This window comes from Ruminiclostridium josui JCM 17888 (assembly GCF_000526495.1).
Lineage (GTDB): Bacteria > Bacillota > Clostridia > Acetivibrionales > DSM-1351 > Ruminiclostridium > Ruminiclostridium josui.
In genome coordinates this window covers 1061978-1076797 of sequence record NZ_JAGE01000001.1, presented here as the reverse complement: position 1 = coordinate 1076797, position 14820 = coordinate 1061978, and the positions used below count along the sequence as shown (strand labels likewise).

Below are 14820 nucleotides of genomic sequence, written 5' to 3'. Positions count from 1 at the left end.
AAGTATGGAAAATAAGTACAAATGTCTAGAAGTAGACGACAGTGAAATATACAGGTTAAGATATCAAGTTTACGTCCAAGAAAAGAAATTCATTGATAAGGATAATAAGAAATTTATTAAAGATAATATGGTAACTGATGATATTGATAAAGTTTCGCACCAGTTTGGCGTATATTACGAAGATAAACTGGTGGCAACTGCAAGATATAATTGTAATGTCAATTCTCAAATAGAAACCTTGAAATACTTTCCCGAATATAACGAAAACTATCTAAAAAGCTTATCAAATACCAAAAAAGATCATTTAGTTCTGATTGAAATCACAAGAATCGCTCTCGATATAAATTTCCGCAATAGTTATGCAAGTGTTATTTTATTTTTCACTATTTTTGAGCATGCACTAAAGAAGTATGCTGTTGATGGAATGGTATTAAAACTTCGTGAAAGAGAAAAGCAATTGGAAAATCTATATTTAAATTTTGGGTGTAAAATACTGGATGAAAGCTCAAAGTTGATAAATATATATGGAAGCGGTGACGGGGATATTTACCGATACGGATACATGTTACTAAGCGAATTTCCGGAAGATTTGTCAAACTTAAAGGCTTGTAAGGTATTGGGTAGGATCTGTGATGGCTATTATAAAGAGAAAGTTGATAAAGTATTGGAACGGATAAGGAGTTACAACGGGTATACGCAATGTTAATTCGTTGAGGGTTAAAATCTTTAATTAACAGGTGAAAGGAGATGTAACATGAGTATATGTAAAAAGTGTATTTTGCCAGACTATTATCCTGGTATTAAGATGGACGAAGAGGGTGTTTGTAATTTTTGCAGAGATCATGTGCATATTGAAAAACTAAAGGAGGAGTTGGAGTCAAAAAGTTATGAGCTAGACGGAATTATAAGTGACGCCCGGAAAAACAGAATAGCTAGTAATGGTGTCTATGATGCTATTGTACCAATTAGTGGGGGGAAGGATAGTGCTTATGTCGCTTATGTTTTAAAGAAAAAGTATAACCTCAATATATTGGCTATTACATATGACAATGGGTTTTTATCGGGATATGCAAAGGATAATGTTTGGAATATTGCAAATAAGCTGGACATTGATTTGGTGGTTTTAAAACCTAAATGGAGTTTGATGAAAAAATTATTTGCTTCAATGATGAGGGAGACAAATGAGTTTTGCAATGTTTGTAATTCCATGGGATATCTTTTAGTTGCATCCTATGTTATGAGAATGGCAAAAGTGTGGAAGCATATTCCCTTAACTGTATTGGGTTGGGTGAAGAGATACGAAGCTCAGCCGGGAATTCAGTCATTTACAATTGCTGAGTTTCTTAAAATCATGGAGAAGCAAGGGGTCATAGATGAACTCTATAACGATTCGATGATGGATAAGGATGTAATTGATAAATTTTTAAAGATTGGGGATCCAAGAAAAGTAAGTATAAGTGAATACAAGGAGAAAGCCGGCTATAATGTTTTGCAGTTAGCCGAATATATTGACTGGGATATAGATAAAGTAGTAAGTACACTAAAAAAAGAATTGGATTGGATAGTTCCGGAAAACTCCATTCGTTCTACACATTTTGATTGTGATGCTGCAGAGATAAAAGAGTACCTTAAGTACAAAAAACATAAAATTACACAGAGAACAATTATTAGTAGCCATTTAATTCGAGATGACAGATTATCCAGAGAAGATGCACTGGAAATCTTGAATAATGAAAATCACGAAAAGCCAGAATTTTGGGATGAGTTTGTAAGGAGACTGCAAATAGAAGATGTCCAGATATAAAATATTTGTTAGGGGGATACTAAATTATGTTTGAGCATGTTTCAAGGAATTATCCGTTGATAACAAGAGAAGAGCAAGAAATACTGGAGAATTCTACAGTAGCTATCGCAGGAGTAGGAGGGATTGGTGGATGGATTGCAGATACATTGGTCAGAATGGGTGTCGGGCACATTAAGGTATCAGATTTGGATAATTATGAGATACATAATTTAAATAGACAGGCTTTTTCCAATATGGACGTTTTAGGCGAGCCAAAAGTTCACGTAGTTGCGCAGGAGTTAAAGAAAATTAACAATAATCTTGATATTAAAGTATTCGATGAAGGTGTCAATGAAAAAAATATTGAGAATTTTCTTGACGGTGTAGATATTGTAATCGATGCCGTGGAATATTTTGAATTTAAGGTAAGGCGTATGATTCAAAATGAATCAAGGAAGAGGGGCATTACAACATTTTTAAATGTTGTGGCCGGATTCAGTGTAGGATTATTTATATTTTCTCCCGAGAGTATGGAATTTGATGAGTACATAGGGTTCAAAGATTCATCAAAAAGTGAAGATGAATTTGTAATGCCATTTGAAAGGACGATACCAGTTTTTCCTAAATACATGATGAATTATTGTGATATGGATTTGGCAAAGCAGATATTTTCAAGACAGGAACCAATTACAAATCTTTGTGCACCTGTCGCAATTGGAGCCCTGCTGGCAGCAAATGAGGCAGTAATGAAGCTCCTGAACAGAAAGAAAATGGTTTTGGCACCCAATAGCCTTATACTTGATTTGTATGAAAATAAATATAGTATAGTTAATGCCGTTGATAAGCCCTTATGGAGTAAACAAGATCTAATTAGAGAGAGTGTTGTACAATGGGATTAAATAAAATCGGTAATATCGTAAATTTACTGGCGATACGACCACGATCATTTAAATCATATAATTCTGTTCTAAGAAAAAGAGAGAAGCAAATAAAAAAAATTGTAATATATGCATATTATCACTCCGAGTTTTACAGGAACTTATATAATCTACATAAAATTGATATTAATAACTTTAAAATTCAAGATTTACCAATTGTTACAAAGAATGATATTCTTACGTACTATGATAAAGTATTAACCAATAATGAAATTTCATATGAGGAGGTATGTAATTTTGTTAATAATGGTGAAACTTCATTACTTAAGGGAAAATACGGGGTTTTTTCATCAGGTGGCTCTAGCGGAGTAAGATGTCATATACCGTATGATGAAAAAGGCCTATATACTGTAAATGCTTTAACAGTGCTCAGAAGTGGATTGGTTAAGCTGGGATTGAGACAAAGAATCGCTTTTTTGGGAGGTGTGAACCACACTAATAACACGGGTAGCCTCAAGAAAAACGGTATATTTAAGAATCAAGTACAAATTGAAACTTTGCCTTTGTTTATTTCAGAAGATGAAGTAATAGAAAGACTGAACCAATTTCAACCCAGTACTATTGCAGCGTATTCCTATATGATTAGAAATTTGGCTGTTCAAAAAATAAGTGGAAAGTTAAGAGCTAATCCATCAAGATTACGCTGCGGAGGTACGCCATTTTCTCAGAATGATAAGCAAATTGTTAAAGAAGCATTTGGAACTTTACCATATGAAAATTACGGAGCATCAGAGTCTTTGCTTATCGCAAGTGATTGTAAAATACATGAGGGGATGCACATAAATGAAGACTGTTATTTTGTAGAGTTCCTTGATACTAAAGATAAAAGTTTAGGAGATTTAAGATTATCAGAAGGAATACTTGTTACCAATCTATATAACAAAATTTTTCCTCTTATTAGGTATAAATTTGATGATAGGATTGTGTATAGTGAGGGAAAGTGTAAGTGTGGCAGTAGTTTTAGAAAAATAGTTACTGTCAAGGGGCGTGAAAATGATTTTTTTGTTTTCTATAGTAGTGATAAGAAGGAACACCAAATCCACCCTATAGAATTTTCAAACAGAATTTTGAAAATCCCCAGCGTAAAAGAGTACAGATTAATACAGGACAAACCTGACGGACTGGTGATTCATATTAGTGCTAAGGAGGTAAATGAATGTGGAGAGTTATCCAATACAATAACAGATATAATATCAACATATCTTCTTGCCACCATAGGAAGAAAGGTACCCATTGAAATAAAATACTTTAACGAATTGAAAAAGGACTCCGTTTCGGGTAAATTGGTTCCTTTTATAACAATGAGTAAGTGGAGATTCTTTCAAGATAAAATTGAGCAAACTTTTTCACAGAGGCACATACAGTAGATGAACACCGATTAAGTCTTGGAGATTTGCTTTGAATAGGAGAGTTATGAATATAAAATGTATACCGATTGGCGGTACTAACTGTTATCTGGTTAATTCTAATGAAAAATACTACTTAATTGATTCGGGTCCGCCTTCACATGGAAAATTACTTTTAAAACAGTTGGAAGCTTTGGGAGTCTCAGATAAAATAAAGCTGTTAATATTGACTCATGGGCATAAGGATCATATAGGAAATGCGGCTGAACTAAAAAGAAAATTAAATATAGAGATACTGATGCATAAAGACGATTTAGAGTTAATAAATAAAGAGGACAGTGAATTAAAGGCCAGATCTGTTATTGGACATATAGGCCTAAAGCTTTTACCTAAGGGAGTATCGGATCAATTTGAAAGCTTTGAACCAGATATGATATTTGATGGGGATTTATGCTTAAGAGAGTATGGTTTTGATGCAAATTTAATTCATGTTCCGGGACATACGAACGGTTCTGTTGCAGTATTAGCAGAAGATAAATTATTTGCAGGCGATTTGTTTATGAATATTTTTTCTCCTTCAAGATCACTCTTTGCAATGGATTTTTCTTTATTGGATGAAAGTGTTGAAAGAATTGGCAAGTACAATGTGCAAAAAATTTTTCCAGGTCACGGTAAATATTTTTTATTAAATAAACCAATATGATCACTGCATAAGTTTTAGTTAAAATATTCAGCATTCATAAGAATAACAATAGTTATATATTATGTACCTTTATACGGAAACCAAAATTCGCGTTTATTTCATCAGCGACGTCTCGGGCCACGTGGAATCCATAATCCTGTTGCAAAACACCAAACACTGATGTATCAAAAGCTCTGAACAATAGAATAAAAATCTAAAATTGTGACGTGAGAGGGATGATTTTCACGTCTATTTTTTAGGATATCAATGGTAAGCGGTAAACCATGAGTACCTATACAAAAATACCGCCTTTCGGCGGATATAATTTTGCTAATTTTGAGTTGCTTTTCTGCATTCTTCAGGCAAATCTTCTGACCAAGGAAGCAGCTTGTCTATAAAGGATGTATCCTTATCATCCATATGTTGGGGAAGCTGCTGCAGTAAATATTTAAAGTAATGGTATGGTTTTAAGTTATTAGCCTTAGCTGTTTCTGCAATACTGTAAATTATTGCGCTTGCCTGGGCTCCTTGAACTGTGTCTATCAAATGCCAATTGTTTTTTCCTATGCAGAAGCCTCTGATAGCTCCCTCTGTAGCATTGTTATCCAGAGGTACGTAACCATTTTCAAGAAATGTTCTCAGATATTTTTCTTGATTTAGGCAATAGGTAAAGCCTTTGCCTGTTTCTGATTGTGATGGAACATCACTTCTATGCTCTTTAACCCATGCAAAGAAAGCTTCTACTTGTGGCTTTACAAGAAGCTTACGTCTAGCGACTCTTTCTTGTGGAGATAGCTCCACAAGATCATTATCTATTTTATATATCAAAGCTATTTGTTTTAATGCTGCATATGCTAATGTATCTTTAGCGGTTTCTTTGTCCATTGTCTTGACAACATCCGCAAACCTACGACGGGCATGACTCCAACATCCTGCTATCTTTATGTCTGGTTCTTCTTTCTCAAGCTTGTGGTAAACTTCATATCCATCGGTTACAATAATCCCTTTATACCCCTTGAGAAATTCTCTTGGATGATCAGCTTTACGCGTTTTCTGGTAATCATACAGGATAATGGGCGGAGCCTCGTACATTTTGCCCGTACGATATACCCACATGTAGCTTTTAGAACCGGCAGATCTACCATCCTTTGAAACAAGCACTGGTGTCTCATCAGCCTGTGATACGCTGCACTGATAGAGTTCCTGATGCATTCTATCATACAATAGTGACAGGTACCTCTCGGCACATTGTATTGTCCAGTTTGCCATTACCTGTCTGGATATATGTATGTCATTTCTCTTAAACTCCTGTTCCAACCTGTATAGAGGAAGAGCATTTATATATTTTCCATTTAGTATACCAGCTGCCAGAGTTGGCGTTACAATACTGTTGCGCAATAGATCAACAGGGCGGTTTGCCTTTACAATGGTTTGATTGTCCTTTCCTGCATATACTGCAACATGATGCTCTTCCACCTCAAATGTAGCAGGGTGAAATTGAAGGCGCTTGTACACTTCATCAGGCAGTCGTTTCCATGTGTCTCCGAAAATAGATCTTAGCTCATCGTCATTAAGAGTATGTTCAATGATACTGACAGGCAAATCCTTTAAGTCCTCATTACGTTTTCCTTTTGCTTTTTTTCGCTTATATGGCTTAGGACATACTTCATCAAATTCAGGTTCTTCAATAAGCTTTCCGGCAGCAGTTACTTCTGCTTCGTTAAAGCACAGTTCCATCTGCTCATCATATACCATCTTTTCAGATGAACGTCCAAATCTTTTCTGCTTTCCAATTTTATTTGCTTCTATCAGAAGAGTGATGTTTTTATTCATTTCTTCTAATTGAGTGCTTTGTTTTTCAAGTATGGCCTGCTGCTTCAGAAAAAGCTGAACAATATCTTTTTTACTATATTTAGTTAATTCCAGTTCTGTAAATGTTTTATCCATGAATCTACAATATCATGAAAAAAGACACAATGGAATAGAAAAGTCTCAAGTTTTAAAAGTCGTGGATAATTACGGAAAATATGTGAGGTTTTGCACAATTTCAAAAGAGTTATCCACTAGATAATACGGCTGGGAGACACTTTCTTAACAGCTTTTGCTTGCTCAATGGCAAGACCTTCTGTTAGCCATCGGAATTGTTTAGGTGTGATTTCTTTCATTTCTGCTTCACTGCGAGGCCATTGAAATCTTCCGCCTTCTAAACGCTTGTATAGTAATACAAAACCATCACCTTCCCAAAGAAGACCTTTTATCCTTGTTGTTTTTCTTCCGCAGAAAAGAAACAGGATATTTTGAAAAGGATTTAAATGAAATTGATTTTGAACCATCCCAGCAAGGCCATCAATTCCTTGGCGCAAATCGGTATAACCACATGCAATGTAAATCTGGTCAAAACCAGTAGCATTATTAAACATTTTGGAGTACCTTCAGTACTGTCTCTAGCAGCTTAGGGCTAGTATCATTATTAATTTGTAATTGGCAGCCTCCAACGTTAACAATCATCTCTGTGCTAAAAGATACTTCTTGCAAGGACTTATTACGGGAATTCGTGAGTTGAACGGGTGCGAAAGTGATTGACGAATCCTTTGCTGAATTATCTACCGATGAACAGAGTTGCTTACGTATTTTACGCTGCCAATAAAAAAATTGAGCCATATTCACATTGTTTTCCAAGCACCAATCCTTCACAGACATTCCGGTAGCACGGCATTCCTGAATAGTAGCAGCCCATTTTGAAAGAAGGTACTGTTGTTGTACTTTTTTAGTCTCCATTGATAAAACCTCCTTGAAAAACTTTATTAAAGTTTTTCAAGCTAACTTTAAAAAGTTGTACAATTTTTTAAAGTAGCTTGTGAAAACATGGAAGAATTATCTCATATTAAAGAGAGTCTATCGAGGTACTCATGGTTTACCGCTTACTATCAATGCATTATAATTAAAGAATGTCAAAGAAAAATGTAAGACTTATTCCTGCTAAGCCTAAAGAAAATAAAAAGCTCAGAGTTGCAGCATATTGTCGTGTCAGTACTAGTAGACCAGCACAAATGCGTAGCCTTGAGCTTCAAATTTATACATATGAAAAGCTTATTATGGATAGTAATGATTTATATGGTACCAATAATATTACAAAAAGAATTAATAAATAAAGTTTGGTCATTAATATATATGAAAGGAACAAAAAAATGAAAAATATAGTAGAAACTGCAATGAATGAGATTAATGGAATGACCAAGGAGATGGGATTAAAAACATCCACATTACGAAAGGCATCTGCCAAGATATACCACTACCTTGGAGATAAAAAAATCAATACCGTTTTTAATCTCTGTGAGCAATTAGGGTACAAATATGGAAGTAATGAAAATCCTATGATATGAGGCATTTCTATCACGGCACAAAAGAGAACATAAATCTAGGATACTGGAGCAAGAATTCAACGCTAATTATATCGAGAGAAAGAAGGTAATTGAAAGCTTAAACATAGTAGATAGTCGACTATACTGTGCACAGATAGTCGGATGGGTAAGCGCATCCTTTGATAATATTGATGATGAAAGGAGGTTGTTTGATGGATTCGTTAACTAGTATGAATAATGCAATGGTATACATTGAGGAGCACTTAACTGATGATATTGATTATAGTGAAGTGTCAAAAATTGCTTGCTGCTCAGAGTATCATTTTAAAAGGATGTTTTCTTTCTTATCAGGAATTGGTTTGTCAGAATATATTCGAAGAAGGAGACTAACGCTGGCTGCCCTTGATTTGAAAGATACGAATTTGAGAATAATCGAGGTCGCTGTCAAATATGGTTATGATTCAGCTGATTCATTCTCCCGTGCGTTTCATTCTATGCATGGTATTCTACCTTCTGAAGCAAGAAGTGAGAACACACAGTTAAAAGCCTATCCTAGAATGACCTTTCAATTATCAATTATAGGAGGATGCGAAATGAACTATCGTATTGTTGAAAAAGGACCTTTTAAGTTAGTAGGATTTAAGAAGAGAGTTCCAATTATTTTTGAAGGTGTCAATCCAGAGATTGCAAAAATGACCGAACTTTTAACACCGGAGGTTATTAAACAATTAAAAGCAATTTCAAATATAGAACCAACTGGCATTATTAGCGCTTCTGCTAATTTTTCAGAAGGTAGAATGGAAGAGAAAGGAGAATTAGATCATTACATCGGGGTATTAACATCAAGTAATGAAACTGCAGAATTTGATGTATTAGAAATTGATGATAGTACATGGGCTGTATTTGAATCCATTGGACCATTTCCGGAAACACTTCAAAATGTGTGGGGAAGGATATACTCAGAGTGGTTTCCGTCTTCAGGGTATGAGGCAGCCCCAGGTCCTGAAATTTTGTGGAACGAGAATCCAGACACTGGAAATCCAAAGTATAGAAGCGAAATCTGGATTCCAGTAAAGAAAAAAGACTATTAATCAGTAGCTACTTATGAAACATCATTAGGAGAAGCACATTACTTTGTTGATCCTAATTATTTGTTTTTGGCAGAAGAACTTATCCAATATGGAGAAAAGGAATTGCTGCAGCAATCATATCAGAAATGATCCGGCGAGTATCACCACTTGGAGCAAATTATATAACCGGTGGCTCGTCGGTTTTCTATTCCGCAATTGGTTTTGAGGTTGCAAACATTGATGAATACTGGAGAAAAGACAAAAATGCTCAATACAGTTGATAGCTTCCCATAATGGAGACATCCATGATGAGCACTCGGGCCATGTGGAGAGTGTAGTTTTGATGTGTGCGTCCAGCTAAGCTGGCAAATGCTAGCAGGTGAAAGTCCTGCAGTGGTAAAGGTAGGGCAGCCACTTAGTCAGTAACCAGCGTATGGAGTAATCTATGCGTTGAAGCGTTATGGAATGATCCGAAAGGAGCAGGCAAACTGGCGGGTTGTAACATAAAGTGAATACTGCCGCACCGTTATTTACATTCCCGAAAGGGAACAACAGGGAGTCGAGCTGCGACATCAACAGCGAAGACAGCAGACGGTATGAAGAACCCTAAATGCAATACCTAAGAACCCTGCGGTGTAGAGGTAACGACACGTCAGGAAAGTATTTGTCAGAACTGGAGAGAGCCTGCTTTGCACAGGAAACTGTAAAGAGGAAGCATATAAGCGAAAGCGAAGTTGCTTTCTGCAAAGAGGCAGTCAGAAGTGCTCATAGTACCAAGGATTGTACAGACAACAAAACTGTGCATAGGGAAGGGGCACAACTTTATTCAAGTCTGTAAAGGAGGTAGGTACCGGTGATTGTCGAAAAAGCTATAAACACCCATGAAAAAGTACGAGACTTTCAAAACAGACTATACCTTACAGCCAAAGCTGACCGAAAGAGAAGGTTCTATGCGTTGTATGACAAGATATACCGTAATGATATCTTAAAAGAAGCATGGAAACGGGTAAAACAGAATGGTGGAACAGGCGGTATTGACAAAGTCAGCATTGATGATGTGAAAACGTACGGCGAAGAAAAACTGCTGGGCGAAATAGCGGAAGAATTGAGGACTGGGAAGTACCGGTGTAAGCCTGTCAGACGAAGTTATATTCCAAAACCAGATGGGAAGAAAAGAGCATTAGGAATACCTACGATTAAGGACAGAATAGTACAGATGGCGGCAAAGATAGTGATAGAGCCGGTGTTTGAAGCTGATTTTCAACCCTGTTCGTATGGATTTAGACCGAAACGAAGTGCTAAACAAGCAATGGACAGGATATTTGAAGCTTCCGACAAAGGTGGTGCACTATGGGTAATAGATGCTGACATAAAAGATTATTTTGGTAGCATCAATCATGATAAGCTACTTTTGCTAGTCAAACAAAGAATAACTGACCGTAGAGTGTTAAAGCTGATAAAAGGCTGGTTAAAAGCGGGAGTATTGGAAAACGGTAGGTACAGTGAAAGTACACTAGGAGCACCGCAGGGAGGAGTTATTTCTCCACTATTGTCCAACATATATCTGAACTATTTTGATGTATATTGGAATAAAGCCTTTGGACATCTAGGTGAATTAGTGCGTTATGCAGATGACTTTGTGATATTGTGCAAGAGGTTATCTCATGCAGAAGAAGCCTTACGCGCTGTGAAGTGGATTATGGGAAAGCTGGAACTAACACTACATAGTGAGAAGACAAGGCTAATTGATATGTATTTCGGAAAGGATAGTTTTGATTTTCTTGGCTTTAACAACAGATTTCAGCGTTTTAGAAATAAAAACTGGCAGTGGTATTGGACATTACAACAGATACCGTCTAAGAAGACTATGAAGAAAATGAGGGCTAACATAAAAGAGATGTTTGCCAGCTCAAGCAAGCTGCTGTTAAATATGGAAGAGATGGTGAAGTTACTCAATCTTAAAATCATTGGCATGAGAAACTATTATAGCAGACGATTTACCAGACCATGGTTATGGAAGATAGATAAGTATATCAATTTCAAGTTTACTCGGTGGTACAATCGGAAGAGACAACGCAACTACAGGCTAGGAAATGCGGCAAAGGTCAGAGAATTGACTAAACAGGCAGGACTAGCAAGTATGTGCGGCTGAATGCTGAAGGAAGAAGAATATCGGAAAGCCGTATGCGGGAAAACTGCACGTACGGTTTGATGAGGGGACGGTGGTAACCCCACTGTTCTACTCTATCAAAAAAAGATAAATAAGAGCCATAAAATGGCATATTTCCGGGCTTTTCGGAAGTTGGGACAAGAAGCCTGACTGCTGAAAAGCCTTGGTTATTTTGTAAGGAAACATATCAAGAATATGAGATATGCAAGGTTGTGGCTTTGGATTAGATAACGCAAATTGAGTGTGTGGATTAGATGTTAGGAGGAGTGAAAAGTGACAGATATAAAATATCTATTGAAATTTGGAAAAAGAGAACATTTGGAGAGTCTTGTAAATGGTAATTTATACTGTTCAAACGCGATTACTTTCTGGGGAATTGAAGATGAATTAAAAATTAAAGGGCAAGGTGACATTTTAGAAGCTGGAACAAGAATGTTTGCTCAGAAAATGACAATGCACCATCCGGACACTAATGAAATTATTGCAGAGTATGGAAAAGCAAATGGTTTGGTTAGAGTTGAACCAGCAGCAAAAATGCCAGTATTCTGTATGTTTGCGGTGTATGAAGATGATTGCAAAGAAGATGATGACGGAAAGATAATGATTAACCTTTCCGATGAAAAAAAGCAAACTATCAGAGAGCATTTTCCAAATGCTGATGCAGTAGCGATAATACCAAATCCAGAAGTTTTTATCGAAGATATTAGAGACAGTATCGGTACAGAGATAAAAGCTGAAAATGTTCATTATTTTCATATTGATAAAGGATGTTAATGTCAATCAAAATTTAGGCCACTTACCGGAGTAAAATCAGGCCACCATTTCATAAAAAATCAGTCATTATTTGCCTGCTTGGAAAGAGCCTGCTTAAACCTGTAGCTTTCACCATTGATGTTCAGTATGTGTGCATTATGGGTCAGGCGGTCAAGCAGGGCAGCTGTCATTTGTTCATCGCCTAACACCTCCGTCCATTTTGGAAATTCTAAGTTTGTAGTTATGATCAGGCTGCCTCTCTCATATCGGGAGGAGCAGAACTGGAACAATAATTCAGCTCCGACTTTATTGAAGGGCACATAGCCCAATTCGTCAAGGATCACTAATTGCGGCGCCAGCCATTGCTTTTCGAACTTGTTAAGACGATATTCCTGCTGTGCTGCAAGCAATTCATTTATCAAACCAGCTGCCGTATAGAATTTGACCTTCATACCCTGCCGACAAGCCTCGTAACCGAGCGCAGTTGCAATATGGGTTTTCCCTACTCCGGAGTTGCCTATCAAAATGACATTTTCTCTTCTTCGGATATATTCTCCCTGCATGAGTTTCAATACCCGTGGTTTGTTCAAAGAAGGTATGGCAAGGAAGTCAAAGCTTTCAATCGTTTTGATTACGGGGAAGCCCGCTTGTCGTATCCCTCTCTGAATCCGGTTGTTCTCCCGCTGGTGTACTTCCTGCTCCAGCACACACAGCAGATATTCTTCATAATCCAGATTGTTGTCTGCGGCTTCTCTTGCCAGGGATTCATAGGTTTTTGCCACCTGAGGCATTTTTAGCTTCTTCAAGTAAGTTTCAATAAGCATTTTATTGACCGGCATTATTGCCCACCTCCTGACATGAGAGCGCTGTATTTGCTGAGATCAGGAGGTATTACAACAACCTCGGGGATGCCCTGAAGCTTGTCTTTGCTGACAGGAGCCGTCTTAGGATTGCCTGAGACCAGCAGCTGTCCTAATATGTTAAATAAACCGTCATAACTGTATACATTGTATGCCATAGCTATTTCAATAGCTTCTGTCACCAGTGCCGTAGGGTAATCCCTGTGCAGCATAAGTATCTTTACGAATTCCCTGTTGCCTCTCGGACTTCTTGCATTTAAGCTTCGACGATACTGCTCATAAACGGGTGCCAGCATCTGAGGTTTATATACTTTTGTGTTGCCCAGGGCGCGTGATTTTTGCAGCAGCAGTTCCAGATAGTGATCAAGCTTTATCTGCTCCTGGTATCGTCCGTATATCCTTGGATGGCTTGCTATCATTGTCCCTTTGTATAGTATTTTTACTTCATCTGCTGTAGCTTTAACAGTGACTTTCTCTCCCACATATATCGTGGGAACAGAGTATCGGTTAGTTTCAAACTGTACCATAGAATAGCGGTTGACCTTTGCTTCTTTATACCTCGCGCCATCAAACCTTACTGTCGGTAATGGCCTCAAAGCAGCCCTTTCCGCCTCCCATTTCGGATTACTTTCCAAAATCTTTATGCATTCGTTGTGCAGATATTCATTCAACTCCTCAAAGGAATCAACCTCAGGGTAGGGTACGAAGAACCTTCGCACAGCCTCTTTGCCTGCATTCTCCACACCGCCTTTATCGCTTCCCTTTGCTGGCCGGCAGAATGAAGATTCATAAAGGTAATGGGTACGTAAGGCGATAAATTGCTCCTGTTCTTCTCTGTTGCTGCCTTCGAGTATCTTCTTCACTGCCGTTTTTAGATTGTCATATGCTATCTTGTATGGTACACCGTTCATAAACTCAAAGCATTTGATATGCCCATCAAAAAATGCTTCCTGTTTCTCAAAAGGGTATGCTCTTACGTAGAATCCGCCTGATCCTCTCAACTTCATTACAAACAAATGTGCCTTGGTTTCTTTGCCTTTCAGATAAAAGTATGCTTCTGTCCAGTCCACTTCTGCATAGGCCCCCAGTTCGAACTCCAATGGCAGGAAAGCTTCCTTTTGCTTTCTGTATTCCTTCCTCAGGTAATCCATTACAGTATTGTATCCGCCCAAGAAGCCTTCTTTTTTAAGTGTCTCAAATATTTTAGTCCCTGTGTGACGCTGCTTACGATGCCTTGTTTTATCGTCTTCTATTATTTGCTTGATCATTGGTATGTATGGGCCTAATACCGGATGGCTACGTTCTTTTGTCAACTTATATTTCGGCGGTTTTGGTTCATCCATGGAAATATATTTTGAGATCGTATCCCTGTGCATTCCAGTTCTGCGGCTTATTTCCCTGATACTTAGGTCTTCCATGAAGTACATTTTTCTGATATCCTCTAATTGTGCCATCTTAATCATATCCTTTCCTCCTGTACGATGATGCTGTCAACATAATCATACAGGAAATTTGATTAAGGTGGCCTAATTTTTTACCGGTATGTGGTACAATTTTAGAGTAGCACTAACAGGATTCGATACTAAAGACGGACAGACAGCAATGGATATGGAATATATGAAGTATCTTATGCAGGACGTTCCACCTGTCAAAGATGATAAAGGAACAAGATATACTTTTTGCGCAGATTATGCTTTTAGAGTGTTATTCTGTAAGGATGTGTTCTTTGAGAAAGAGCAGGAATATCGAATTATTCTTCCAAATGAAGTGATTGAGGATGGGAAGAGTTACCCAATAAAACTTTCTGAGGAATATGAGATATGTGATTTAAACACTTTCTTTGAAAACTAAAATCG

General features: G+C 37.3%; 17 protein-coding genes. 12 read left to right on the top strand and 5 right to left on the bottom strand.

Going from position 1 to position 14820, the window contains the following annotated elements:
• Positions 1 to 4: 4 nt before the first annotated feature.
• Genes K412_RS0104945 through K412_RS0104925 form a run of 5 tightly spaced genes read left to right on the top strand, consistent with a single transcriptional unit; the run spans position 5 to position 4770 of the window.
• Positions 5 to 706: an N-acyl amino acid synthase FeeM domain-containing protein gene (locus K412_RS0104945; protein ID WP_024832091.1), complete on the top strand. Its 702-nt coding sequence runs from the start codon at positions 5 to 7 to the stop codon at positions 704 to 706.
• A 48-nt stretch (positions 707 to 754) separates the two neighbouring features.
• Entirely contained in the window at positions 755 to 1804 is a 1050-nt protein-coding gene (locus tag K412_RS0104940; protein ID WP_024832090.1) for an adenine nucleotide alpha hydrolase family protein, read from the top strand.
• Between the two features lie 26 nt (positions 1805 to 1830).
• Positions 1831 to 2682 (top strand): ThiF family adenylyltransferase, encoded by an 852-nt coding sequence (locus tag K412_RS21325; RefSeq protein WP_024832089.1) that lies wholly within the window; start codon positions 1831 to 1833, stop codon positions 2680 to 2682.
• Complete coding sequence (locus K412_RS0104930) at positions 2673 to 4088, top strand: phenylacetate--CoA ligase family protein (protein ID WP_024832088.1); 1416 nt, start codon at positions 2673 to 2675, stop codon at positions 4086 to 4088. The genes K412_RS21325 and K412_RS0104930 overlap by 10 nt, the downstream gene beginning before the upstream one ends.
• A gap of 31 nt (positions 4089 to 4119) precedes the next feature.
• Entirely contained in the window at positions 4120 to 4770 is a 651-nt protein-coding gene (locus tag K412_RS0104925) for an MBL fold metallo-hydrolase (RefSeq protein ID WP_157833812.1), read from the top strand.
• A 309-nt stretch (positions 4771 to 5079) separates the two neighbouring features.
• Here the strand turns inward: K412_RS0104925 and tnpC are convergent, their stop codons facing one another.
• From tnpC to tnpA, 3 genes are all read right to left on the bottom strand, one after another.
• A complete protein-coding gene (gene tnpC / locus K412_RS0104920; protein WP_024832086.1) occupies positions 5080 to 6696 on the bottom strand; it encodes an IS66 family transposase in 1617 nt (538 codons plus the stop codon).
• Between the two features lie 116 nt (positions 6697 to 6812).
• The gene (tnpB, locus tag K412_RS0104915; RefSeq protein WP_024832085.1) at positions 6813 to 7169 is read right to left on the bottom strand and encodes an IS66 family insertion sequence element accessory protein TnpB; all 357 of its coding nucleotides are present in this window, start codon (positions 7167 to 7169) and stop codon (positions 6813 to 6815) included.
• A complete protein-coding gene (gene tnpA, locus K412_RS0104910; protein ID WP_024832084.1) occupies positions 7162 to 7527 on the bottom strand; it encodes an IS66 family insertion sequence element accessory protein TnpA in 366 nt (121 codons plus the stop codon). Before tnpA ends, tnpB begins: the two co-directional genes overlap by 8 nt.
• A gap of 170 nt (positions 7528 to 7697) precedes the next feature.
• Between tnpA and K412_RS0104905 the strand changes: the two genes are divergently transcribed.
• From K412_RS0104905 to K412_RS0104875, 6 genes are all read left to right on the top strand, one after another.
• Positions 7698 to 7901 (top strand): hypothetical protein, encoded by a 204-nt coding sequence (locus tag K412_RS0104905; protein WP_024832083.1) that lies wholly within the window; start codon positions 7698 to 7700, stop codon positions 7899 to 7901.
• Between the two features lie 36 nt (positions 7902 to 7937).
• Positions 7938 to 8132: a hypothetical protein gene (locus K412_RS0104900; RefSeq protein WP_024832082.1), complete on the top strand. Its 195-nt coding sequence runs from the start codon at positions 7938 to 7940 to the stop codon at positions 8130 to 8132.
• A 191-nt stretch (positions 8133 to 8323) separates the two neighbouring features.
• Positions 8324 to 9202: an AraC family transcriptional regulator gene (locus K412_RS0104895; protein WP_024832081.1), complete on the top strand. Its 879-nt coding sequence runs from the start codon at positions 8324 to 8326 to the stop codon at positions 9200 to 9202.
• Positions 9203 to 9791: 589 nt separating this feature from the next.
• Positions 9792 to 10019, top strand: coding sequence for a hypothetical protein (locus K412_RS20445; RefSeq protein ID WP_034847170.1), 228 nt, complete (start codon positions 9792 to 9794; stop codon positions 10017 to 10019).
• A 15-nt stretch (positions 10020 to 10034) separates the two neighbouring features.
• Positions 10035 to 11333 (top strand): group II intron reverse transcriptase/maturase, encoded by a 1299-nt coding sequence (gene ltrA / locus K412_RS0104880; protein WP_024832080.1) that lies wholly within the window; start codon positions 10035 to 10037, stop codon positions 11331 to 11333.
• 291 nt (positions 11334 to 11624) lie between these two features.
• A complete protein-coding gene (locus K412_RS0104875) occupies positions 11625 to 12125 on the top strand; it encodes a hypothetical protein (protein WP_024832079.1) in 501 nt (166 codons plus the stop codon).
• Between the two features lie 59 nt (positions 12126 to 12184).
• Here the strand turns inward: K412_RS0104875 and istB are convergent, their stop codons facing one another.
• Both istB and istA read right to left on the bottom strand, forming a co-directional pair.
• Positions 12185 to 12943 carry an IS21-like element ISCth9 family helper ATPase IstB gene (gene istB, locus K412_RS0104870; RefSeq protein ID WP_024832078.1) on the bottom strand — a complete coding sequence of 253 codons (759 nt, stop codon included), beginning with the start codon at positions 12941 to 12943 and terminating at the stop codon, positions 12185 to 12187.
• Entirely contained in the window at positions 12943 to 14427 is a 1485-nt protein-coding gene (istA, locus tag K412_RS0104865; RefSeq protein ID WP_024831343.1) for an IS21 family transposase, read from the bottom strand. The genes istB and istA overlap by 1 nt, the downstream gene beginning before the upstream one ends.
• A gap of 79 nt (positions 14428 to 14506) precedes the next feature.
• On the opposite strand from istA, the gene K412_RS0104860 reads away from it, so the two are divergent.
• Entirely contained in the window at positions 14507 to 14815 is a 309-nt protein-coding gene (locus K412_RS0104860; protein ID WP_024832077.1) for a hypothetical protein, read from the top strand.
• Positions 14816 to 14820: the final 5 nt, after the last annotated feature.

Coding starts and splice junctions, on each gene's coding strand:
- K412_RS0104860 (WP_024832077.1), top strand. CDS start 14,507: ATGTGGTACAATTTTAGAGTAGCACTAACAGGATTCGATACTAAAGAC.
- K412_RS21325 (WP_024832089.1), top strand. CDS start 1,831: ATGTTTGAGCATGTTTCAAGGAATTATCCGTTGATAACAAGAGAAGAG.
- tnpB (WP_024832085.1), bottom strand. CDS start 7,169: ATGTTTAATAATGCTACTGGTTTTGACCAGATTTACATTGCATGTGGT.
- K412_RS0104900 (WP_024832082.1), top strand. CDS start 7,938: ATGAAAAATATAGTAGAAACTGCAATGAATGAGATTAATGGAATGACC.
- istA (WP_024831343.1), bottom strand. CDS start 14,427: ATGATTAAGATGGCACAATTAGAGGATATCAGAAAAATGTACTTCATG.
- tnpC (WP_024832086.1), bottom strand. CDS start 6,696: ATGGATAAAACATTTACAGAACTGGAATTAACTAAATATAGTAAAAAA.
- K412_RS0104945 (WP_024832091.1), top strand. CDS start 5: ATGGAAAATAAGTACAAATGTCTAGAAGTAGACGACAGTGAAATATAC.
- K412_RS20445 (WP_034847170.1), top strand. CDS start 9,792: ATGCAATACCTAAGAACCCTGCGGTGTAGAGGTAACGACACGTCAGGA.
- K412_RS0104940 (WP_024832090.1), top strand. CDS start 755: ATGAGTATATGTAAAAAGTGTATTTTGCCAGACTATTATCCTGGTATT.
- tnpA (WP_024832084.1), bottom strand. CDS start 7,527: ATGGAGACTAAAAAAGTACAACAACAGTACCTTCTTTCAAAATGGGCT.
- K412_RS0104895 (WP_024832081.1), top strand. CDS start 8,324: ATGGATTCGTTAACTAGTATGAATAATGCAATGGTATACATTGAGGAG.
- K412_RS0104905 (WP_024832083.1), top strand. CDS start 7,698: ATGTCAAAGAAAAATGTAAGACTTATTCCTGCTAAGCCTAAAGAAAAT.
- istB (WP_024832078.1), bottom strand. CDS start 12,943: ATGCCGGTCAATAAAATGCTTATTGAAACTTACTTGAAGAAGCTAAAA.
- K412_RS0104930 (WP_024832088.1), top strand. CDS start 2,673: ATGGGATTAAATAAAATCGGTAATATCGTAAATTTACTGGCGATACGA.